Annotated in this window: 19 protein-coding genes; 9 read left to right on the forward strand and 10 right to left on the reverse strand. The window is 68.4% G+C overall.

Going from position 1 to position 20,491, the window contains the following annotated elements; all coding sequences use genetic code 11:
* Positions 1–18 precede the first annotated feature (18 nt).
* The 3 genes from HD593_RS31625 to HD593_RS31635 are packed head-to-tail and all read left to right on the forward strand — an operon-like array spanning position 19 to position 2,317.
* Positions 19–636, forward strand: coding sequence for a VOC family protein (locus HD593_RS31625; protein WP_185105626.1), 618 nt, complete (start codon positions 19–21; stop codon positions 634–636).
* On the forward strand, positions 633–1,484 hold the full coding sequence (locus HD593_RS31630; protein WP_221525087.1) for an alcohol dehydrogenase catalytic domain-containing protein: 852 nt from the start codon (positions 633–635) through the stop codon (positions 1,482–1,484). The genes HD593_RS31625 and HD593_RS31630 overlap by 4 nt, the downstream gene beginning before the upstream one ends.
* A complete protein-coding gene (locus HD593_RS31635; RefSeq protein WP_185105627.1) occupies positions 1,463–2,317 on the forward strand; it encodes an alpha/beta fold hydrolase in 855 nt (284 codons plus the stop codon). The genes HD593_RS31630 and HD593_RS31635 overlap by 22 nt, the downstream gene beginning before the upstream one ends.
* Positions 2,318–2,569: 252 nt before the next feature.
* Here the strand turns inward: HD593_RS31635 and HD593_RS60525 are convergent, their stop codons facing one another.
* Complete coding sequence (locus HD593_RS60525) at positions 2,570–3,133, reverse strand: TetR/AcrR family transcriptional regulator (RefSeq protein ID WP_221525088.1); 564 nt, start codon at positions 3,131–3,133, stop codon at positions 2,570–2,572.
* Between the two features lie 115 nt (positions 3,134–3,248).
* Between HD593_RS60525 and HD593_RS31645 the strand changes: the two genes are divergently transcribed.
* Entirely contained in the window at positions 3,249–3,896 is a 648-nt protein-coding gene (locus tag HD593_RS31645; RefSeq protein ID WP_185105628.1) for a class I SAM-dependent methyltransferase, read from the forward strand.
* 426 nt (positions 3,897–4,322) lie between these two features.
* Here the strand turns inward: HD593_RS31645 and HD593_RS31650 are convergent, their stop codons facing one another.
* From HD593_RS31650 to HD593_RS31670, 5 genes are all read right to left on the reverse strand, one after another.
* Positions 4,323–5,339 carry an arabinan endo-1,5-alpha-L-arabinosidase gene (locus tag HD593_RS31650; protein ID WP_312903842.1) on the reverse strand — a complete coding sequence of 339 codons (1,017 nt, stop codon included), beginning with the start codon at positions 5,337–5,339 and terminating at the stop codon, positions 4,323–4,325.
* Between the two features lie 405 nt (positions 5,340–5,744).
* Positions 5,745–7,271, reverse strand: coding sequence for an arabinosylfuranosidase ArfA (gene arfA, locus HD593_RS31655; protein WP_185105630.1), 1,527 nt, complete (start codon positions 7,269–7,271; stop codon positions 5,745–5,747).
* Between the two features lie 53 nt (positions 7,272–7,324).
* Positions 7,325–8,230 carry a carbohydrate ABC transporter permease gene (locus HD593_RS31660; protein WP_221525090.1) on the reverse strand — a complete coding sequence of 302 codons (906 nt, stop codon included), beginning with the start codon at positions 8,228–8,230 and terminating at the stop codon, positions 7,325–7,327.
* On the reverse strand, positions 8,227–9,192 hold the full coding sequence (locus HD593_RS31665) for a carbohydrate ABC transporter permease (protein ID WP_185105631.1): 966 nt from the start codon (positions 9,190–9,192) through the stop codon (positions 8,227–8,229). Before HD593_RS31665 ends, HD593_RS31660 begins: the two co-directional genes overlap by 4 nt.
* Positions 9,193–9,296: 104 nt before the next feature.
* Entirely contained in the window at positions 9,297–10,631 is a 1,335-nt protein-coding gene (locus tag HD593_RS31670) for an ABC transporter substrate-binding protein (RefSeq protein ID WP_185105632.1), read from the reverse strand.
* A gap of 397 nt (positions 10,632–11,028) precedes the next feature.
* Between HD593_RS31670 and HD593_RS31675 the strand changes: the two genes are divergently transcribed.
* A complete protein-coding gene (locus tag HD593_RS31675) occupies positions 11,029–12,054 on the forward strand; it encodes a LacI family DNA-binding transcriptional regulator (protein WP_185105633.1) in 1,026 nt (341 codons plus the stop codon).
* A gap of 580 nt (positions 12,055–12,634) precedes the next feature.
* Here HD593_RS31675 and HD593_RS63665 read toward each other — a convergent pair.
* Positions 12,635–13,114 (reverse strand): glycoside hydrolase family protein, encoded by a 480-nt coding sequence (locus tag HD593_RS63665; protein WP_221525091.1) that lies wholly within the window; start codon positions 13,112–13,114, stop codon positions 12,635–12,637.
* 134 nt (positions 13,115–13,248) lie between these two features.
* Between HD593_RS63665 and HD593_RS31685 the strand changes: the two genes are divergently transcribed.
* The gene (locus HD593_RS31685; protein WP_185105634.1) at positions 13,249–13,518 is read left to right on the forward strand and encodes a hypothetical protein; all 270 of its coding nucleotides are present in this window, start codon (positions 13,249–13,251) and stop codon (positions 13,516–13,518) included.
* Positions 13,519–13,725: 207 nt separating this feature from the next.
* Here HD593_RS31685 and HD593_RS31690 read toward each other — a convergent pair whose 3' ends face one another.
* Positions 13,726–14,190 (reverse strand): hypothetical protein, encoded by a 465-nt coding sequence (locus tag HD593_RS31690; RefSeq protein WP_185105635.1) that lies wholly within the window; start codon positions 14,188–14,190, stop codon positions 13,726–13,728.
* A 273-nt stretch (positions 14,191–14,463) separates the two neighbouring features.
* On the reverse strand, positions 14,464–15,552 hold the full coding sequence (locus HD593_RS31695; RefSeq protein ID WP_185105636.1) for an aldo/keto reductase: 1,089 nt from the start codon (positions 15,550–15,552) through the stop codon (positions 14,464–14,466).
* A 106-nt stretch (positions 15,553–15,658) separates the two neighbouring features.
* On the opposite strand from HD593_RS31695, the gene HD593_RS31700 reads away from it, so the two are divergent.
* Entirely contained in the window at positions 15,659–16,585 is a 927-nt protein-coding gene (locus HD593_RS31700) for a LysR family transcriptional regulator (protein WP_185105637.1), read from the forward strand.
* 118 nt (positions 16,586–16,703) lie between these two features.
* Here HD593_RS31700 and HD593_RS31705 read toward each other — a convergent pair whose 3' ends face one another.
* Entirely contained in the window at positions 16,704–17,660 is a 957-nt protein-coding gene (locus HD593_RS31705; protein WP_185105638.1) for a hypothetical protein, read from the reverse strand.
* A gap of 273 nt (positions 17,661–17,933) precedes the next feature.
* On the opposite strand from HD593_RS31705, the gene HD593_RS31710 reads away from it, so the two are divergent.
* On the forward strand, positions 17,934–18,941 hold the full coding sequence (locus tag HD593_RS31710) for a GntR family transcriptional regulator (protein ID WP_185105639.1): 1,008 nt from the start codon (positions 17,934–17,936) through the stop codon (positions 18,939–18,941).
* Between the two features lie 583 nt (positions 18,942–19,524).
* Positions 19,525–20,436 carry a hypothetical protein gene (locus HD593_RS31715; RefSeq protein WP_185105640.1) on the forward strand — a complete coding sequence of 304 codons (912 nt, stop codon included), beginning with the start codon at positions 19,525–19,527 and terminating at the stop codon, positions 20,434–20,436.
* Positions 20,437–20,491 lie beyond the last annotated feature (55 nt).

The following is a 20,491-nucleotide window of genomic DNA, read 5'->3' on the forward strand; positions in this document are numbered from 1 at the left end:
GCGCAGGAGGCGCACATCATGGACATGAAACTCGAAGTGATCGTCGTGCCGGTCACGGACGTCGACCGGGCCAAGAGCTTCTACACCGGGCTGGGCTGGCGGCTGGACGCCGACCTCGCCACCGGCGAGGGCTTCCGGGTGGTACAGGTGACCCCGCCCGGCTCACCCGCCTCGGTCATCTTCGGCACCTCGGTCACGTCCCAGACCCCGGGCTCGGCACAGGGCCTGCACCTGATCGTCGACGACATCGCAGCCGCCCACGACGAGCTCAAGCGGCTCGGCGCGAACCCGAGCGAAGTCTTCCACGACGCCGGCGGCGTCTTCCACCACGCCGGCACCGACGCCCGCGTGCCCGGCCCGGACCCGCAACGCCGCAGCTACGGCTCGTTCCTGTCGTTCAGCGACCCCGACGGCAACGGCTGGATCCTGCAGGAGGTCACCACCCGGCTCCCCGGACGGCTGGACCCGTCCGTCACCACCTTCGCCTCAGCCCCGGACCTCGCCGCGGCGCTACGCCGTGCCGCAGCCGCGCACGGCGAGCACGAGGCCCGCACCGGCGCCGAGGACCCCAACTGGCCCGACTGGTACGCCGACTACCTGGTACGCGAACAAGCCGGAAGCGATCTCCCGAGATGAACAACCCCGCCCACCACGCCTCCACCTACCGGGCCTTCACCGTCACCGGCAGGCGGCAGTTCGCCCTCGTCGAGCGCGAGCGACACGAGCCGGCACCCGGGCAGGTCCGCATCCGGGTCGAAGCCTGCGGAATCTGCCACACCGACGCCCTCGCCGTGGAGGGGCTGCGGCCGGACCCGTCGGCGCCGATCGCGCCCGGTCACGAGATCATCGGCGTGATCGAGGCCGTCGGCGCCGGGGCCGATCCGACGTGGCGGCCCGGCGACCGCGTCGGCGTCGGCGTCGGCTTCCTCGGCGGGCAGGACAACACGTGCGAGCCGTGCCGGCGCGGCGACTTCGTCAACTGCTCCGACCAGCCGCAGACCGGCACCGCCGTGGACGGCGGCTACGCCGAAGTGACCTACGCGCGGGCGACCGGCCTCGTTCGGATCCCGCCCGGCCTCGACCCTCTCGCCGGCGCACCTCTGCTGTGCGCGGGCCTGACCATGTACAACGCGCTGATCTCGGCATCCGCGCGGCCCGGCTCCCTGGTCGCCGTGCAAGGCCTGGGCGGCCTTGCCACCTCGGCATCCAGTACGCCCGCGCGCCCGGCCACCGGGTCGTCGCCATCGCCCGGGGCACCGCCAAGGCCACGCTCGCCGCAGAACTCGGCGCCCACCACTACGTCGACAGCGCGCAGACCGACCCCGGCGCCGCCCTGCGACGAGGTGTTCCCGCTGAGCGAGGCGCCCAAGGCCTACGAACGCGTGATCAACGGGGACGCCCGCTTCCGCATCGTCCTCGCCGGGTTCGTTCACCAGGAGATCGGAACACGCGAAGGAAAGCCATGTCCTGCTACCGCACGCTGACGGTCGACGGCCTCGACATCTTCTATCGCGAGGCGGGGCCGGCCGATGCGCCGGTCCTGCTCCTGCTGCATGGCTTCCCGTCCTCCTCACGGATGTACGAGCCGCTGCTGCGGCACCTGGCCGACCGCTGGCGGCTGGTCGCGCCCGACTATCCGGGATTCGGGCACAGCAGCGCTCCCCCACCGGCCGGCTTTGCCTACACCTTCGACCACCTGGCGGAGGTGATGAACCGCTTCGCGGACACGCTCGGCATCGACCGCTACACGCTCTTCGTGCAGGACTACGGCGGCCCGGTCGGGTTCCGGATGGCCATGGCGCACCCCGACCGACTCGACGGGCTCATCATCCAGAACGCCGTGGCCCACGACAGCGGGCTCGGGCCGCTGTGGCAGACCAGGCGCGCGTTCTGGGCCGACCGCGCCGCCCACGAACCGGCGCTGCGGGAGACCTTCCTCTCCCTCGACGCCACCCGGGCCCGGCACCTCGGCACCGATCCGTCGGTCGAGTGCTACGACCCGGACCTGTGGACCGACGAGTACGCCTTCCTGACCCGGCCCGGGCAGGCCGAAATCCAGGTGGAACTGTTCTACGACTACCGCACCAACGTAGCCGCCTACCCCGTCTGGCAGCGGTGGCTACGCGAGCATCAGCCCCGCACGCTGGTGCTCTGGGGACGCTACGACAGCTCGTTCCAGGTCCAGGAGGCCGACAACTACCAGGCCGATCTCCCGGAGGCGCGGGTGCACGTGCTCGACGGCGGCCACTTCGTCCTCGACACGCGCGCCGACGAGGCGGCCGAGCACATCAGAGCCTTCCTGGACCAGCGGGGATAGGCAGGTGACCACAAGGGGCTGTGCCCGTCAAGCCGCGAGATCGAGCCCTGGCGAAGCTTTGACGACTCATGGCGTGCAGGCTACCTGCGCTGAGGATTGGACGACCCGATCGCCTCATAGCGTGACCCCATGGGGTGAAAAAGGCGGCAATCAGGCCTGACCAGCGGCGAGAAGGCTGAGCCGGCCGCTGCCAGGCGCCGCATCGCCGAGCTGGAGACCGAGCTGCAGGCCACCCGGCGCGACGCCGGCGCACTACGCTCCAGCCTGCCCCAGCGCGGCCAGCACGCCCGGCAGGACGGCCGCGCGGAAGGCGGCGTCCAGCTCCGCAGGCGAGGCATCGGTCTCACCGTCCACCCACGCCCGCAGCAGCCCCATGAACGCGCCCACCACACAGATCACCAGCAGATCGAGCACGGCCGACTCCCGGCCGCCCGCCGCGATCAGCTCGCCCTTCACCGCGGCGGCGAGCAACCGCTCACCCCGCGCGTGCACCAGCCCGCCACTGCGCCGGCCCATCAACGCCCGCACCAGCCGCTCCTGCTCCCGCACGTGCTCGAACATCGGCCGGCTGAACGAGAACAACTCCCCCGCGCCCTGCGCCGACGGCATCGGATGGAGGAAGGTCAGCTCCTCGACGTTGCTGAACAGCACGTCCTGCTTGTCGGTGAAGTGCGCGTAGAACGTGGAGCGGCCCACGTCCGCCCGGCTGATGATGTCGCTGACGGTCACCCCGTCGTACCCCTTGTCCAGAATCAGCTCCACCAGCGCCTGCTGGATCAGCCGCCGCGTCCGCCGCACCCGCCGATCTCCGGACACTTTCCCGCCCTCTGTTCGGTACGGCACACCTCACCCGATCTGCTCGTTGACCGCGTCCCATCCTGAACGCATGCTTCATAACCGAACACATCGTACGGAAAAGGAGTCGACCATCATGGGTCTGGGCAAATTGCTCCACAGCCACCACGAGCACGCCGACGAGGGCGGCACCATCGACCGGCCGCGCGCCTACGACGTCTTCGCCTCGATCGGCTTTCTCGGCGGCCGGCGCACCGTCTTCACCCGCCTGGCCACCGCCGCCCGGCCCCGTGCGGGCGACCGCGTCCTCGACGTGGGCTGCGGCACCGGCTACCTCACCCGCATCCTCTCGCCCGTCATCACCCCCACCGGCCACATCACCGGCCTCGACCCGTCCCCGGCGATGATCGACCATGCCACACGGCAGGCTCCCGCCAACTGCACCTACCTCACCGGCGTCGGCCAGGACCTGCCCTTCCCGGACGGCTCGTTCGACCTGGTCGTCTCCAGCCTGGCCATCCACCACATGCCCGCCGCCGCACGACCCGAGGCGCTGCGGCAGATGTTCCGCGTGCTGCGCCCGGGCGGACGGCTGCTGATCGCCGAGTTCCGCCCACCGGCCAACCCCGCCGCACGACACCTCATCGGCCTGCTCTCCGGCCCGGCCATGCGGCACGACCCGCACGACCTGCTCGGCACCATGATCCCTGACGCCGGGTTTCAGGTGGAGTCCGAAGGCCGGTTGCCCCATCTGATGTACTACGTCCGCGCGACCCGCCCCTGACAAGCGCGTGAGGAGCGTCAGCAGAGGACGTCACTCGACTCAACGCATCAAGTTCCATCCGCCGGAACCCGCCGTCACAGGCAGAACGCTCGGCCCGGCCGGCCCCGAAGTGACGGCGAAATTCCGCATCACCGTGTTCAAGCTGTGCGGAAGACGCACGTTCGGCAACTGCCGCCCCTCCGTCTGGGTCTCGCGAAACGGTTACCTGGGACAAGCCCTTCGAAGCTGAACGGTGCCGGCAGCCTGCTGTCAACGGCTGGTCAGCGCGTCCATCAGCCGCTGAAACACCGAACCGTTCAGGGAACTGGACACCATCGCGGTGTTCGCGGTGCGGGTTGTTGCCGACACCTCAACCTGCTACGCGGGGTGGATCGCAGAGCGGGGCGACCGATCGGTCGCCCCGTCTGGTGCCGTGTGGCGTGCCCGTCAGTAGACGACCGGCCAGCCCGCGGAGTCGTACCTCATCAGGTTGATGCCGAGCTGAGGACGGCCGCTGTCCGTGTAGTAGTGGTAGAACAGCACGTCGGCGTCGTTGTCCGCCAGGACCGCCTGGTGGCCTGGGCCGTGGATGCTGCCGTGTCCTGCCAGGATCTCGGTGCCGCCGCCGGCTGTCATGGGCACGCCGTTACGGTCTACGTAGGGGCCGGTGACGCTGGTGGATCGGCCTACCATGACGCGGTAGGTGCTGGCTGCGCCGGCACAGCACCGGTCGAACGAGACGTACTGGTACCAGTACGAACCACGCTTGAAGAGGGTCGGCGCCTCGATGGCGCCGCCGTTGCGGCCGGCGATGCTGCGCAGGGCGGTACCCGACCGCAGTCCCGTACCGGGGTTCAGGTCGATCATCTTGATGCCGGACCAGAACGAGCCGAAGGCGAGGTACCACCTGCCGCCGTCGATGACCAGGTTGGGGTCGATCGCGTTGAAGTTGTCCGTCGTCCTGGACTCGACGACCAGTCCCCGGTGGGTCCATGACCCGGACGCTCCGGTGGGACTGGTGGCGAGGAAGATGGCCGATCGGTTCTCCCCGAAATAGGACGCCGAGTAGTACAGGTAGTACTGGCCGTTGACGTAGGTGATGTCCGGAGCCCACAGGTCCTGACCACCGCGGGTGTAGGTGTCGGCCCAGGGCGTGCCGTTGGGGAAGACCGAGCCGGCGTTGCGCCAGGCCGTACGGTCGCTGGACGTCTTGATCGACAGGCCCCGGCCGGTGTGCACGAGGAGGTAGCCCCCGGCCGGGGTCTTGGTGATTTCCGGGTCGTGCACGTCGACGATGTCCCCGGTCACGATGCCGGGCCCGGGGTAGGCGGCCGCCGAGGCGGTTCCCACGGTCAGCGGGATGGTGATGGCCGCGGCCAGGACGACGCCGAGGCCGGCCACCAACGCGGCGATCCGGCGACCCCGGAGCCGGTCGGTAGGGGGCTTGTTTCGTGTGAGTCGCACTACTTCTCTCCTAGGTGTACTCGAGCCGACCTCTCGGCTGGGGTGCCGCATGGGAGCGGTCGCCGTCGAGGTCTCCGAATGGGGGAACACCTGGCCATTCGCCGCAGCCGAGATCGGCGCTCATTTCGAACGAATCGGATCGGCCAATAATGTGAGCGCTAACATCTCGCGAGTAACTCATGAATGACCTATATAGGATCTATCAAGAAATGCACATCTCCGTCAATATGATTTGCCGGGATAAATCTTGGCACTGGAAGTTCCTCATTCGCGTGTGCACGTTCGCGTTTAACCTGTCCGATGGCGCGAGCCAGCGACCATCTGACAGGTATCAACGGCCGACAAAATAGCGGCATAAACGCCTTGCGATAACGCTTCTGCGGCACCCTCCAAATACCGTGCCAATTACTGGATGGGTCGGTGCGGGCTGACGGACAGCCGGATCGCGGTCCAGGACACCGGCGGCAGGCTTGCCCGCAGGATGCCGTCGGTGACGTCCGCGTCCTTCGCTGGGCTGGGGACGACGCGGTCGGGGTCGTCCAAGGTGTTCGTGGCATACAGGTCCTCGTCGGCGAGGGTGTACGATTCCGACACCTGCAGGCCCGGGCCGAAGCCGGCCAGTGAGACCGCCAGGTCGATGCCGTCGGTGAGGTGCCGGTTCACGACGAAGACCGTGACGTCGCCGGTCTCGGCGTCATGGGTGGCCACGGCGTCGAGGACGGGCACCGAACCGTACCGCGCGGTCGGGTAGCTGGGCGCCTGGGTCTCTACGCGCAGCACCTCGCCGCGGGCGAGGCGGGAGGTCAGTGCGAACGGGTGGAAGATCGTCTGCCGCCACGCGGGACCGCCGGGCTCGGTGCGGATCGGGGCGATGACGTTGACCAGCTGGGCCTGGCAGGCGGCGGTCACTCGATCGCTGTGCCGCAGCAGTGAGATCAGCAGGTTGCCCACCACCACGGCGTCGACAACGTTGTAGCAGTCCTCGATGACCCGGGGGGCGACCTGCCAGTCGGTCTCCTGCTTGGCCTGGAAGGCGCTCTGGTACCAGACGTTCCATTCGTCGAAGGAGATCTTGAGCTGCTTGGGGCTCTTCAGCTTGGCGCCGACGCTGTCGGCGGTGGCGGCGACGCTGTTGATGAAGTGGTCCATGTCGACCGCCGAGGCGAGGAAGCTGCCCAGGTCGCCGTCGATCGGTTCGTAGTAGGCGTGCGCCGAGATGTAGTCGACCGCGTCGTAGGTCAGCTCGAGGACCTCTGCCTCCCAGGCGGCGAAGGTCGGCATGGAGGAGCTGGAGCTGCCGCAGGCCACCAGCTCCAGCCACGGTTCGGCGCTGCGCAGTGCCCGGGCCGTCTCCATGGCGAGCCGGCCGTACTCTCGGGCGGTCTTGTGCCCGGTCTGCCAGGGGCCGTCGAGTTCGTTGCCGAGGCAGAACAGGGTCACACCGTACGGTTCCGCGGATCCGTTGGCCTGGCGCATGAGCGCCAGACGGGTCCGGTCGGGATGGTTGAGATATTCCTGTACGTCCAGGGCCTCCTGCACGCCGCGGGTACCGAGGTTGACCGCGTACATGATCTCGACGTCGGCCTTGCGCGCCCAGCGCATGAACTCGTCGATGCCGACCTCGTTCGTCTCCAGGCTGTGCCAGGCCAGGTCGCGCCGCACAGGCCGGTCCGCGACCGGGCCGACGCCGTCCTCCCAGCGGTAGCCCGAGACGAAGTTGCCGCCGGGGTAGCGCACGAGCGAGACGCCGAGTTCGCGGGTCAGTTCGAGCACGTCAGCACGGAAGCCGTCGGCGTCCGCGGTGGGGTGCGAAGGCTCGTAGATGCCGGTGTAGACGCATCTGCCCATGTGCTCGACGAAGGAGCCGAAGGTGCGGCGGGAAACCGGTGCGATGGTGAAGGCGGGGTTGAGGGTGAGGGTCGCGGAGAGCACGGATCTCCCAGAGATCGAGGGGATGTGGTGATGAATGGCGCCGGACGGGAGGTTCACTTGAGGCTGCCGACGGTCAGCCCGCCCTGCCAGTACTTCTGCAGGGTGAGAAAGGTGATGATGAGCGGGATGACGGACACCAGGGAGCCGATGATGATCAGGCTCCATAGCGACTGACCGCCGCCGTTGTTCGCGCTGGCCAGCTGCGACCACAGGCCGATGCCCACGGTGAGCGGGTACAGCTTCGCGTCGGACAGCATCGTCAGCGGCAGGAAGTAGTTGTTCCAGGTGGAGACGACCGACAGCAGCAGCACGGTCACGACCGCGGGCCGCATCAGCGGTAGCGCCACCTGGAAGAAGGTACGCAGTTCCCCGGCACCGTCGATGTGGGCCGCGTCGAGCAGGTCGTCGGGCACGGACGCCGCGGTGTAGACGCGCATGAGGTAGACGCCGAACGGGCTGAGCAGCGAGGGCAGAATGACCGCCCACACCGTGTCGGTCAGCCCGGCGTTGGACATCATGACGAACGTCGGGATCACCAGGGCGGTCAGCGGCACCATGACCGAGCCGAGCACCAGGGCGAAGACGACGTTGCGCCCACGGAACCTGTACTTCGCGAATCCGTATCCGCCCAGCACCGAGATGATCGTCGCGCCGATTCCGCCGGCCAGCGCGTACAGCAGCGAGTTGCCCAGCCAGCGCAGGTATTCGCCGTTGTTGATGGTGAACAGGTCCCGCAGGTTGTCGAACAGGTGGAAGCCGTTGAACCACAAGGCGCCCGTACCGGAGAACAGCCCTTCGGCGTTCTTGGTGCTGGCGACGATGAGCCACCAGACCGGGACGAGAAAATAGCAGACCAGGGCCAGCATGAGCAGCTTCGCCCAGACGTGGCGGGGACGCCGCCCGCGCCCGGTGGACATATGGCGGGGACTCGGCCCGCGCGTGGTGGATGCGGTGCTCACGTGAAGATGCTCCCTCGCTTGCGGGTGAAGAACATGAAGATCGCGACCGCCACGAAGACGACGAATCCCAAGGCGAAGGAGATCGCCGAGGCATAGTTGAACTGGGCGTAGGTGAAGGCCAGGTTGAAGGCGTAGATGTTGGGCGTGAAGTCCGGCGTCACCGAGCCGTTGGCGATCGGCCCGAGCGCCTGCGGCTCGGTGAAGAACTGCAGGGTGCCGATCAGCGAGAAGATCAGGATGAGCGCGAACGCGGACGACACCATCGGGACCTTGATGCGCAGCGCGATCTGCAGGCTGGTGGCGCCGTCGATCCGGGCCGCCTCGTAGATCGAGGAGTCGATGCCCTTCAAGGCGGCGTAGATGATGACCATGTAATAGCCGGACCACTGCCAGGTGACGACGTTGAGCAGGCCGTAGAAGATGTTGCCCTGGCTGAGCAGGAACGGTGCCTGGGTGTTGAACAGCGAGAAGATCTGCTCGAGCGGCCCGAAGCTCGGGCTGTAGAGGAAGCCCCACATCAGCGCGCCGATCACCGCGGGCACCGCGTACGGCAGGAAGATCATCAGCCGGGAGAAGCGGGCGAGCCGGCCGGTGATCTCGTCGAAGAGGAGTGCCGCCACCAGCGCGACGATCATTTGCAGCGGAATGACCACGAGGCTGAACCGCAGCACCAGCCACAGACCCGTGAGGAAGGACGGGTCGGTGAACGCGCGGATGTAGTTGTCGATGCCGGCAAAGGTGGTCCCGGTCGCGAGTCCCTTGGTGTAAAGGCTCAGGTAGCCCGCGTAGAGCAGCGGCGCTATCAGGAAGACCAGGAACACCACCAGGAACGGCAGGATGAACAGCCAGCCGACGGCACCACGCCGCGTCAGTCGGCGGCCTGGTGGCGCCGAGGCGGCTCGGTGCCGCGTGCCGGTGCTCGCGCGTAGCGGGGTGGGTGGTGTCGATCGGGTGAGGGCCATGGCGGTTCGCGTCTTCCTTTGCGGCGTCGTCGCGTCACGAGCGGGGGTCGGGCGACCGCCGGCTGCGGAGGAGCAGAGCAGCGGGCGCCCGTCCGGTCGGCGGATCACTGAACGATGAAGCCCTGGCTCTTGGCGTACTTGACCATGATGTCCTGGAGCTCGGTCGCCGCCTGGTCGCCGGTGGTCTTCCCGCTGTTGATCTTCACGATCTGCGCCTGGAGCTGGGCGTAGTAGTAGACGGTGAAGGGGCTGTACGTGGCGCCCTGGTAGGCGTCCCCCGCGGGGATGTAGATGTCCTTGTTCGCCGTCTGGCCGTTGAAGAACTCGACCTTGTTGCTGATGAAAGCGTCGGACTTCTGCACGCTCTGGTTCAGCGGGAAGATGGTCTGCGTCTTCCAGCCGTCGGTCAGCGACGCGTCGTCGGCGTAGAGGCCCATCGCGACCTTGGTCGCGGCCTTCTTGTCCGCGGCCTGCGAGGTCACCGCGAAGGCGGAGCCGCCCCAGTTCACCGAGACCGGCGCGTTGACATCCCACTGGGGCAGCGGCGCCACGGCGAACTTGCCCTTCGACGCGCCGCTGCCCACTCCGGCTCCGGTCAGGTATCCGGGAGCCCAGGCCGCGGAGACGTAGGTCGCGTACTTGCCGTTGACGACACCGGCGATGTAGTCGGTGGTGAACTGGTCCGCCGTGCCGACCAGCTTCTTGCTGACCAGGTCGGCCCAGTAGTTCAGCACGTCCTTGGTGGCCTGGTCGTCGAGCTTGATGGTGATGTTCTGCTTGTTCGCCAGGTCGTAGGTGAACGGCTTGGCGCCCTTCTGGATCATCAGGGCGGTCACCACGGCCGGCACGTTGCTGCCGAGATCGCCGAAGAGCGGGCCGCCCGCGGCCTTCATCTTCGCGGCGGCCTCGGCGTACTCGGCCCAGGTCTTCGGCGGCGTCTTGATCCCGTACTTCTCGAAGACGTCCGTGCGGTAGATCATCGCCATCGGGCCGCCGTCGACCGGGATCGCGTACACGGCTTCGCCCTGCGAGACGTCCTTCCAGGCGCCGTCGCTGAAGTTGGCCTTCACCTCGTTGGCGCCATAGGCGCTGATGTCGACCAGGGCGTCCTGGATCTCGAAGCCGACCAGCTGGTCACTCTCCAGCATGATGACGTCGGGCGCGCCCTTCTTCGCCGCGATCGCCGTCTGGAACTTGGCGTACTGCGGAGCGCCCTGACCAGCGTTCGTCCAGCAAACCTGCACGTCGGTGTGAGCGTTGTTGAAGTTGTCGACGACCTTGGCCATGTTCGGGTACCAGGCCCAGACCGAGACTCGAGTGGCGTCCGGACGGACGATCTTGTTCGTGCAGTTCGTCGGCTTGGCCTTGGCGGAGGTGCCACCGCTGTCCTCACCGCTTCCGCAGGCGGCCGCACCAAGGGCGATGGACGAGATGGACACCGTGACCACAAGACGTCGAAGCGCTATCTTGTTCCTAAAACTCAATGTTCCGGCCTTCCTGGGTCAACTTGCCGGCCTGCGATCCGCGCGGCGGTGCGCACGACGATTCCTGCACGCTCGCCTACGGGCGCACTCGGCCGGGAACAATCCGGAGGACCGTGGCCGTCGATGCCACCGGACAGGTTCTCGGCGGGATGAAGCATGCAATGTCGCGCTCGCGCGGCGGATGACGCGGAGAGGGGAGCTCCCACGCCAGGCAAGGTGTGTTGTATGTTGGCATTTGCAGCGCTGCAAAGGACTATGCACCGACCCTCGGGCTCTGGCAAGAGGCAATGTCTCCGAAATATGATCGTTACCTCAGGGCACATGAGTGCCCCCTACACCCAGGAGGCACCTCGTGCGGGACGCCACGCTGCGTGACGTTGCCGAGCTTGCCGGGGTCTCACCCCGCACGGTCTCGAACGTGGTCAACGGCTACGCCCACGTGACGGCGGCCACCCGCGAGAAGGTCGAGCGCGCCATCGCCGAGCTCGGCTACCGGCCGAACGTGCTCGCGCGCAACCTCGCCAACGGCCGCTCCGGTCAGATCGCGGTCGTCGTGCCGTATCTGGACACCCCGTACTTCGCCGAACTCTTGCAGGCCATCATCCCGGCCGCGCGCAAGAGCGGCTACAACGTCCTCATCGACCAGACCGACGGCGACCGGCAGCACGAGGGCGAGCTCATCAGGCGCGGCTCCCGGGGCTTCCTGTTCGACGGCATGATCATCAGCCCGCTCGGACTGTCCCAGGAGGACCTGTCCGTGCGCGACCCTTCGTTGCCCCTGGTCGTGCTCGGCGAACGGGTCTGCGACGGCACGTTCGACCACATCGGGATCGACGACGTCGCCGCCTCGCAGGATGCCGTCTCCCATCTGCTCTCACTCGGCCGCAAACGCATCGCGGCCATCGGCGACCAGCCGTACGCGACCGGCGAAGCGGCCCAGTTGCGCACGCGCGGCTTTCGCAACGCGCACGCCGCGGCCGGGCTGCCGATCGACGAGTCACTGATCATCAGAACCCCCCGGTTCAACCGGGCCGACGGCGCGACCGCGATGGCCGCACTCCTCGACCGCGATGACCCGCCCGACGCTGTGTTCTGCTACAGCGACCTGGTCGCCTCCGGCGCCATCCACACCGTCCTGGAGCGCGGGCTGCGCGTTCCCGAGGACATCGCCATCATCGGCTACGACGACATCGAGGACGGCCGCTACAGCAACCCCACGATCAGCACGATCTCCCCCGACAAAACCGCCATCGCCCAGCTGGCGGTCGAGCGGCTGATCATGCGGATCAGCAGCCCCCAGCCTGTTGCCGGCGTCGAGCTGCTCGCCGACCACCGGCTGATCCCCCGCCAGAGCACCCTCGGACGCGGCCAGGTGTGATCATTTGGGGCGCAAACTCCGAGATCATGTTGTCGTGACCCCTGACGAGGGCGGAGCAGGTAGCCGGCCGGGGACGTCAACTGGTTCCAGAGACACGGGGGCGGGCCGGGACGACGCGCCGGCGCGAGTCGACCACCGGGTCCACGTTCACCTCGATGCGTACGTCGAAGGTGTGCGCGTGCGGGACCACAGACCCGTCTGTGGCCAGGCCCTGAGTGAAGTGTCGGGTTCGGCGAGCCGGTTGGTGGCCGCGTTGTACGGGGCCGGAGAAGGATCAGACCTCCGTGCCGGCCACGGAGCAGATCTTCGAAGCGGCGAGTCGACGCCGGTCATCGAACCTCCGGCGGAAGCATTCTGCTGCGCGCTACGCCGGGATCGTGGACAGGACCGCGGTGACGCCCATCGGCAGGTAGGCGTCCGGCCCAGAGACCCTCCTCGACAGGTCACACCATTCAACGGACAGCGCCGGCGAGGGCACGGCGCCGGCCGCATGCTCGAGTTCATCCGGAGGCGGCACTGTCCTGTGCTCGCCGGGCAGGACGACACGTTCCCGGGACGTCGTACCCGGCCGACGGGAGCCCTACATCGGATGGCTCCATGACTGGTTTGCTCCGCCGCCGTACATCTGGAAGCGGTGGCCTCCGTCCGTGCTGTAGGCGATGGAGACGCCGTTGATGGTGGTGAACAGCAGGATCGGGTCGTGATCCCCGTTCTTCAGGCCGGTCACGTTGCGGGTGTCGGCCCAGCCGCCGCCCGACCACAGGGTGGCGTTGTGCACTCCCGGCTCCAGGGCGATCGGCCGTTGCGTCCAGTGCGCGAGGTCGGGGCTGGTCGCGTGCCCCCAGTGCATGGTGTCCCGGTTCAGGCCGTGCGGGTTGTGCTGGCAGACGGGTGATACATGCCGCGGTAGTACGGCGGCGGCCGGGTTCACCACGCTTTGTGCCTGGACGAGGACGACGGGGCGAGAATGCTGCTGGATCTTGCCGGACACGCCGGCACGCCGGCGCAGGCCGGCATGGTGGCCAGGCGGCTGAGTGGGTTGCCGCTGGCGCTGTCTCACGCCGGTAACCACCTTGCTTCTCCCTTCTCCACCGAGAGGACCTTCCCTGACTACCTTCTGGCTTTGGACGCCCCATCCCTGAGGTCCTCGGTGACAGCGGTGCCGGGCCGTCAATCGCCTGTCTCGCTCCCGCAGTGGAGATCGACGCCGCACTCCTGGGGGACACACCGCTGGGTGAGATCTGCGGCGGCGAGCACAACGTGTGGCCGGGGCTGGAGGCGCTGAGCTCCATGGGCCTCATCGAGGCCCGCGTGTCCGCCGGGGCAGCATCCTCCACGCTGGTCGTCCATCCCCTGGTCGCTGAGGCGAGCCGCACGCACGTTACGCCGATGATCACCACCGTCGCGATCGCCCTCGTACGCGGCACGGCGGCCGGCAGGCGACCCGACATCCCTTCCGGCTGACCCGCCTGGCAGGGACTGATGCCTCACCTGCGCGCCCTGCTCTCCATCGCGCCCTCGGCTCTGGAAGAGCCCGCTCTGTACGAGCTGACCGAGTTGGTGAGCCGCGGGTGCGGAGCGCTGCGGGCGAGCGGCTATTACACTGCCGCCGCCGAACTCGCGCCCCTGTGCATGGCGTGTCACAGGCGTAGGCCAACGGCAGCGCGCTGATCAGGAATTTCTTGGGCAGCCCTGGTAGGCGTCCACGGCGTCGAAGGCGGGCGTGATCCGCTTGTTGTACAGGGGCTCGATGACGTCGCGGACGTTCCGCCCCGGCTTCAGCGCCTTGGCGGAGGCGGCGATGGCCTTGCGGACCGCACGGAGCTGCTTGGCGATGTCGGCCGGCGCGCTTTCCTGCATTTTCTCGCCGATGTACTCGATCATGACGGCCCTCTGCTGCAGGCCCTTCAGGTCGGGTGAGCCCTGCTTGACCTCTTCGAGCACGTCATTACGCCAGACCAGGACGCCGATCTGGAAGGTCGTCAGGTCAAGGCAGAAGGCGGAAGTCGCGGCAGGAGCCGGGGGCGCCGTCGCGGCCGAAGGGCTCGGGCCGGTGGAGGGTGGCGCGGTCGTCGGCGCAGGCTTCGAGGCGGCCCCCTGGGTCGCGCATCCTGCGATCAGCAGCGTGATGGTCACCGCGATGATGGTGCTGTGTGAGGGGGGCATGGACGTACAGTAACCGCACCTCTCCGGGAGGGACGCGCGCCACCCGTGGACGCGTTCGCCGAACGATGGGCCCGCACCGTACGCAGTGCACCGACAGGGTGCTGATCTTCGGCGTGCGTCACCTTCGCACCCTGCTGGACGTCGATCATGACAACGCCGCTCCCGCGGTCTTCGAGCTTCCTCCGACGACTCCGACGTGACCCCGCTGCCGGACCGGCCGGATCAAGCGCCGCCAAGCCCAGCTCACGACGGCCACCAGGGGCTGCGTTTCCGTACAGCGGCCTGGGCGGTGGATACGAGGCCGTTGAAGGTCTTGCCTGGATACCACGGCATCGTGGCGAGTTCATCGAAGCCGGGAATCGTCTCCATGTGACGTACCATGCGGTCCCGGGTCTCGGCGTCGGGCAGCTCACCACGCATGGCGGCAACGTTCTCGGCCAGGTGGGCGGGGTTCGTGGTGGCGGGGAGGGCGCAGGTGACGGCCGGATTCGAAATCACCCACTTCAGGAAATACTGCGACCAGGTGTCCATGCCAAGCTCCCTGGCGAAGTCCGGCACCTGATGGTTTTCCACGATCTTGTGCAGCCTCGCCTTCTCCAGCGGCATGTTGACCAGCACGGCGACCCCCCGGTCGGCCGCCGCGCGGATCACGCGTTCCTCGGCGGCGCGGGTGTGGATGGAGTAGTGCACCTGTACGAAGTCGACCTCCGCCCGCTCCACCCAGCTCGCCAGCACGCCGAAGTAGGTGGGCTCGTGATGGGTCACTCCGAGGTACCGGATGCGGCCCTCCTTCTTCCAGGCGTGCAGCAGCGGGATGATCACGTCCACGTTGGTCAGGCTGTGACACTGCATGAGGTCCACCGGCTTGTCCAGCGACAGGCGCTTGACGGTGCGGCGCAGGCTGTCGGCGGCGTGACCGTCGTCCCAGAGGTGATCGCCCGTGGCCCAGATCTTGTTGGCCAGGAACATCCGGTCATTGATCCGCATCTCGGAGGCGAAGTCGCCGAGGTTCACCTCCGACCTGCCGTACAGCGGCGAGACGTCGAACACCCTGCCGCCCTCCTGCCAGTGGCGCCGCGCCACCTCACGGATGCGCTCCCGTCCTCGGTCCGACACGGTGTCGAACGTCATGAACGTGCCCAGCCCGATCGCCGGAAGCCGCTCACGGGTGCCCGGGATCGTTCGGGTGATCACATCGTCAGGCACGGTCCGCGCCGGGATCGGGGCCGAGGCGTGGACCGCCTCGGCAGGCAGCACACCCGCCGCCGCGCCCAGCCCGCCGGCCGTGATCACTTGCCGCCGAGTCGGCGACCACTCCCGCTTGTCGCGCATGCCAAGACGCCTCTCTTGCCGATCATCCGGGGATTCGCACCCATGCTCCCCCGGCGAACCGCCGCATGGCCAAGTCCGGTTGGGACCGGCGACATACCTTGGAGGCATGTCAGTGGATCTGCGGCTCATGCGCTACGTGATCACCGTCGCCGACGCCGGCGGTTTCGAAGCCGCCGCCGAACGACTCCACATGACCCAGCCACCGCTCAGCCGCCAGATCCGGGAGCTGGAGCGTGAACTGGGCGTCCGCTTGTTCCACCGCCGTCCGACCCGGCTCACCGAGGCCGGGCAGGTGTTCGTGGACGGGGCCCGCGGGGTGCTGGCCGACGCCGAACGGGTGGTCGAGACCACCCGGCAGGCCGCCGACCTCCACCGCGGCGTCGTACGAGTCGGCTACACCGTCACGACCGCCTTCGAGGAGATGCCGAAGCTGTTCACCGCCATGCGCGCCCGCCATCCCGGCATCCACCTGCACGCCCGCGAGGGCTGGGACGTCGAGCTCACGGACGAGGCCTCCGCCGGCGATCTGGACGTACTGCTGGGCAGGCATCTGCCGACGCCCGCCGGCTTCCGCTTCGAGACCCTGCGCAGGGAGGATTTCGTCGTGATGGTCAGCACCGATCACCGGCTGGCGGGTCGCGAGAGCGTAAGCCTGCGCGACCTGCGCGGCGAGACGTTGCGCTTCTTCCCCCGGCGGTACGCTCCCCGCTATCACGACGCGGTGCTCGCCGCGCTGAGCAGCACGGGTGAGACCTTCGAGGTCTGGGAGAACCCCCTGCCCGGCCTGCGCAACCTCAACGTCAACCTGCGCACCGACGGCTTCATGCTGCTGCCCCGCTCCCTCGGCAGGCAGCTCCCGGGTGGCATCGCGTACCTGACGGTCACGGACGTACTGCCCTCCATCGAGCTGCGGCTCTTCTGGCGACCAGACGGAGGGCCCGCGGTGACCGCCTTCTGTCAGACGGCACGCAGGCTCGCCCGCCGCGAGGGCTGGCGCGAAGGCCGGCAGACAGGCGACGCTCTCCGGAGTTAGCCTGCCCCGGACGCCCCCGCTGTCCACGAGGCCGCCGCAGCGGTCTGACCACCACGTCGAAGCGGAGCAAGCTCACCACTCCACGGTCTGCCCGGAGCCCGGATCCGTAGCACGTAGCTCACGGTCGTGCCGCCTTCCTGCGGCGGACGAGCTTGCTTCGGCGCACCGCCTCGGCGCGGCGGGCCGCCTCGTTGCGGTGGGCCGCCGTGATGGCCAGGGCCGCCGCCAGCGCGGTCATGACGGCCGTCGCCGCGAGCGCGGTCCAGGTGGCCGCGTCGGGGTGGATCAGCGACTGGCCGCGCAGTGCCTGCCAGGCGGTGATGGTGAACAGCGCGCCGTAGCCCAGGATGACGACCCCGGTGAGCTGGGCGCGTACGCGTTCGTGACGTAGCAGGCCGATCCGGGTCGCGAGGGCGGTGAGAACCAGCACCGTGAGCACGAACACCTGGATGGAGTGCAGGCCGATGAAGTGCGGGACGCGCAGGTCGCCGCCTGTGGTGCTCCAGTTCGTGATCGGCATGCCGCCGCCGTCCGGTGCCCCGACCCCGTGTCCGCCCACCAGCGGGACCGGATCGCCGTAGGCGTCCGCGACCGTGCGGGGCCCGGCCGACGAGGTCCACCCGGTGATGAAGGACGCCAGCGCCATGCCGAGGACAGCCAGCCCGACCCCGGCACGCAGGGCCCAGGTGAGTGCCGCATCACCGATGCGCTGGAACAGCAGCATGACGGCGACGGTCAGGCTCGCCCCGAACAGCCCGAACACACCGGTGGAGAAGACCTGCTGCCCGATCTGGTTGAACGTGTCGGTGCCGGCGTTGAAGTGGCTGAAGGTGCCGCGGGCGGCCTGCACCGCGATGAAACCGACGTCGATCAGCCCGGCGACGGCGAAGACCGTTCCGACGGTCCACATCGTGCGCCGCGCCCGGCGCAGTTTCGGGATCAGCCAGGCGAGCGTCGCGCCGTACATGACGAACGACACGCCGAACTTCAGCGGCTTGGCCCAGATCGACTCTTGCAGGAGCTCGCGGCCGTCGGCGAAGAGACCGACGCACGCGACGACGACCAATGCGGACATGGCGGCCACCATGATCGTGAGCGGCCGGTGCCACGACCGTACTTCGGCATGCGAGAGGGACAACCGGCTCCCCAACTGGTTCATGCGGCCTTCACCGACCATGCATGAATGCGTACGGTGTATCAGATGTCATGCGTACATCGTATTTCCGCCTCGTGCCGGAAGCACGGAATTCCCGCTCATCTGCGCCATAAAGTGCACTAGTGTGCTGGCTAATGAACTAGTACATTGAAGGCAAGCGCGCGACAACCGTCAGAGGATGGGAAGGCACTCATGACCTCGGCCACGCAACGTCCGGATCCGCCCTACCGGCGCATCGTCGCGGAGTTCCGTACCCGGATTCTGGCCGGCGAGCTGCGGCCAGGCGATCGGGTGCCGTCCATCCGGCAGATCGCGCAGCGATGGGGTGTCGCGGTCGCGACCGCGACCAAGGTCGTGGCGGCCCTGCGTGACGAGGGGCTGGTCGAGGCGAAGGTCGGCGCCGGTACGGTGGTCAGCGCACGCGCGAGCCGGGAGGAGCGGCCGGTCGGTCCGGCTGTGCCTCCGGCGGCGCGGCAGGCCGGTGTCCCCAAGGGCTCGCTGAACCGCAGGCACGTCCTGCGCACCGCCATCGCGATCGCCGACGCCGAAGGGCTCGGCGCGGTGTCCATGCGGCGGCTCGCGGCCGAGCTCGGCGCGGGCCCGATGTCGCTGTATCGGCACGTCACGGGCAAGGACGAACTGGTGACGCAGATGGCCGACGAGGTCTTCGGCGAAGCGGAGCTGCCCGTCCCGGGGCCGGAGGGGTGGCGGGCCAAGCTGGAACTGGTCGCCCGCCTGCAATGGGAGCTGTCGCGGCGACACCTCTGGCTGCCCAGGGCCGTCTCGTTCACCCGCCCCTTGCTGGTGCCCAACATGATGGCCCATACCGAGTGGACCCTGCGCGCGCTCGACGAGCTCGAGTTGCCCCTGGAGACGCGGGTCCGGGAGGCGCTCACGCTGCCCGCGCTGGTCCACACCGTGGCGCTGTCGATGGCGGAGGAGTCCGAAGCCGAGCAGGAGACCGGTGTGACGCTCGACGGGTGGTGGCTGATCCAGCGCAAGCGGGCCGACGAACTCCTCAGCACCGGGCAGTTCCCGCTCCTGGCCATGCTTCCCCAGGAGACGGTGTCGGACCTGGACGGGATGTTCGACTACATCCTGGCACGCCATCTCGACGGGTTCGCCGTCATGCTGAGCAGGGATGCGGCTCGTCCTGGGTGCGGCCAGGTCCCGGAAACGGGTCCTGGCCGGCTCCCCTGACCTCTCATGAGAGCCCGCCGGAATGCGTAGTCTCCCGGTTCGGTATCCAGGGGTACGTTCTCCACCGCCCACCCCCACCACGCCTCCCAGGTCGTGTTTGTGTCGTTACGACACGAAATCCCCCCTGCTTATCGGACTGTTCTCCCGTAACGCGCGGGGCCTGAACGCAGATGACCGTGTGGGCGAAGGGGGTGCGCGTGGGGTGGTCGCGGGCGATGACTCTCATGACGGCGGGCGCGTTAGCGATGCTCGCCGGAACGGCCGGATGCGGTGATGCCGAATCGCCGTCGGCCACGGTCACCGTGACCGCGTCCCCATCACCCGATGGCGAGACCTCTCCATCGAGGCGTCCCAAGCGGTCCAACCGGGTGCGTACGCCGCCTCCGTGCCCGACCGGGGGCGGAGACCCGGTGTCGGTTCCGTGCCCGTCGGTGCGGCGATCCCGCAGTGCGAGCCCCACCATCACCGTTCCGCAGCCGTCGACGACACCGCCGGTGGATTCACCCTCCCCCTCGGTGAGCGATTCCGCGCCGGTATCGGACGGGACCGCGTCCGAGCCGGTACCGGAAGCGACCACGTCGCCATGACAGCCGATCTGTCCGAACCCGAGCAAGCCCGATCCGAGCAGCACCGGTCCGAACCGCCCCGGCCCCTCGACGCGGTGGGGCTGATCACCCTGCTGCTCGCCACGTCAGGGGCCGTCCTCATCTACATGGGCTGGGCCTACCTGGACGGCTACCTGCGGCCCTTCTCCCTCAAGCCGACCGATCTGAACTACAGTCCCGACGAGTACGCGCTGTACGGGCTCAACCTGTTCTCCCCGGCGTTCCTGCCGTGGATGGCGGCGCTGGCGCTGCTCCTGGCCGCAGCCACGCACCGCGCGACCCTGCTGCCACGCCTCCCCTCACGACTGCGCGCCCTCGGCGCCGCCGCCCGTTCGCGGCGCGTCGTACGCGTGGTGGGCAACAGCGCCATCTCCGGCGCCGTCATCACATCCGCCGCCCTGGCCCTGGCGATGGCCGCCCTGCACCTGCTGACCGTCAACACCTACCTGCTGCTTGCTCTGGTCATCGTCGGGCCGCTGCTGCTCACCTGGCCGTCACGCGGCACCCCGCTGGGCCGCGTCGCCTTCGCCGCGGCCGCCACCGTCTCGATCTTCTGCCTGCTGTGGACGGCAGCTCTGTACGCGGCCGAACGCGGTGCGCGCTCGGCCGCGACGGTCATCGACACCCTCGACGACCGCCCTCAGGTGGCCCTCTACACCGAGGACACCCTGGCCCTCAACGCTCTCAACGTCGAGCACCAGCCCTTCGCCCAAGGCAGGTACAAGCACCGCTACCTGGGCCTGCGCCTGCTGATCGTCCGCGGCGACACCTACTACCTGATTCCCGCCACCACCTCCGCCGAATGGGCCGCCGGGTTCGGCCGGACCTTCGTCGTCAAGGAAGAGGACGACATCCGCCTGGAGATCCTGCCGGGCACCCGTCCAGCCTGATCACGCCCACACCACCAGGATGATCAACGCCGGCGATGTCACCGGTCTCGAACCG

The organism is Nonomuraea rubra (assembly GCF_014207985.1).
Taxonomy (GTDB): Bacteria; Actinomycetota; Actinomycetes; order Streptosporangiales; family Streptosporangiaceae; genus Nonomuraea; species Nonomuraea rubra.

What these genes read in the sequence shown, in the direction of transcription:
- HD593_RS31625 (WP_185105626.1), top strand. Translation starts at nt 19, where the DNA reads ATGGACATGAAACTCGAAGTGATCGTCGTGCCGGTCACGGACGTCGAC.
- HD593_RS31630 (WP_221525087.1), top strand. Translation starts at nt 633, where the DNA reads ATGAACAACCCCGCCCACCACGCCTCCACCTACCGGGCCTTCACCGTC.
- HD593_RS31635 (WP_185105627.1), top strand. Translation starts at nt 1,463, where the DNA reads ATGTCCTGCTACCGCACGCTGACGGTCGACGGCCTCGACATCTTCTAT.
- HD593_RS31645 (WP_185105628.1), top strand. Translation starts at nt 3,249, where the DNA reads ATGGGTCTGGGCAAATTGCTCCACAGCCACCACGAGCACGCCGACGAG.
- HD593_RS31665 (WP_185105631.1), bottom strand. Translation starts at nt 9,192, where the DNA reads ATGGCCCTCACCCGATCGACACCACCCACCCCGCTACGCGCGAGCACC.
- HD593_RS31695 (WP_185105636.1), bottom strand. Translation starts at nt 15,552, where the DNA reads ATGCGCGACAAGCGGGAGTGGTCGCCGACTCGGCGGCAAGTGATCACG.
- HD593_RS31700 (WP_185105637.1), top strand. Translation starts at nt 15,659, where the DNA reads ATGTCAGTGGATCTGCGGCTCATGCGCTACGTGATCACCGTCGCCGAC.
- HD593_RS31705 (WP_185105638.1), bottom strand. Translation starts at nt 17,660, where the DNA reads ATGTCCGCATTGGTCGTCGTCGCGTGCGTCGGTCTCTTCGCCGACGGC.
- HD593_RS31710 (WP_185105639.1), top strand. Translation starts at nt 17,934, where the DNA reads ATGACCTCGGCCACGCAACGTCCGGATCCGCCCTACCGGCGCATCGTC.
- HD593_RS31715 (WP_185105640.1), top strand. Translation starts at nt 19,525, where the DNA reads ATGACAGCCGATCTGTCCGAACCCGAGCAAGCCCGATCCGAGCAGCAC.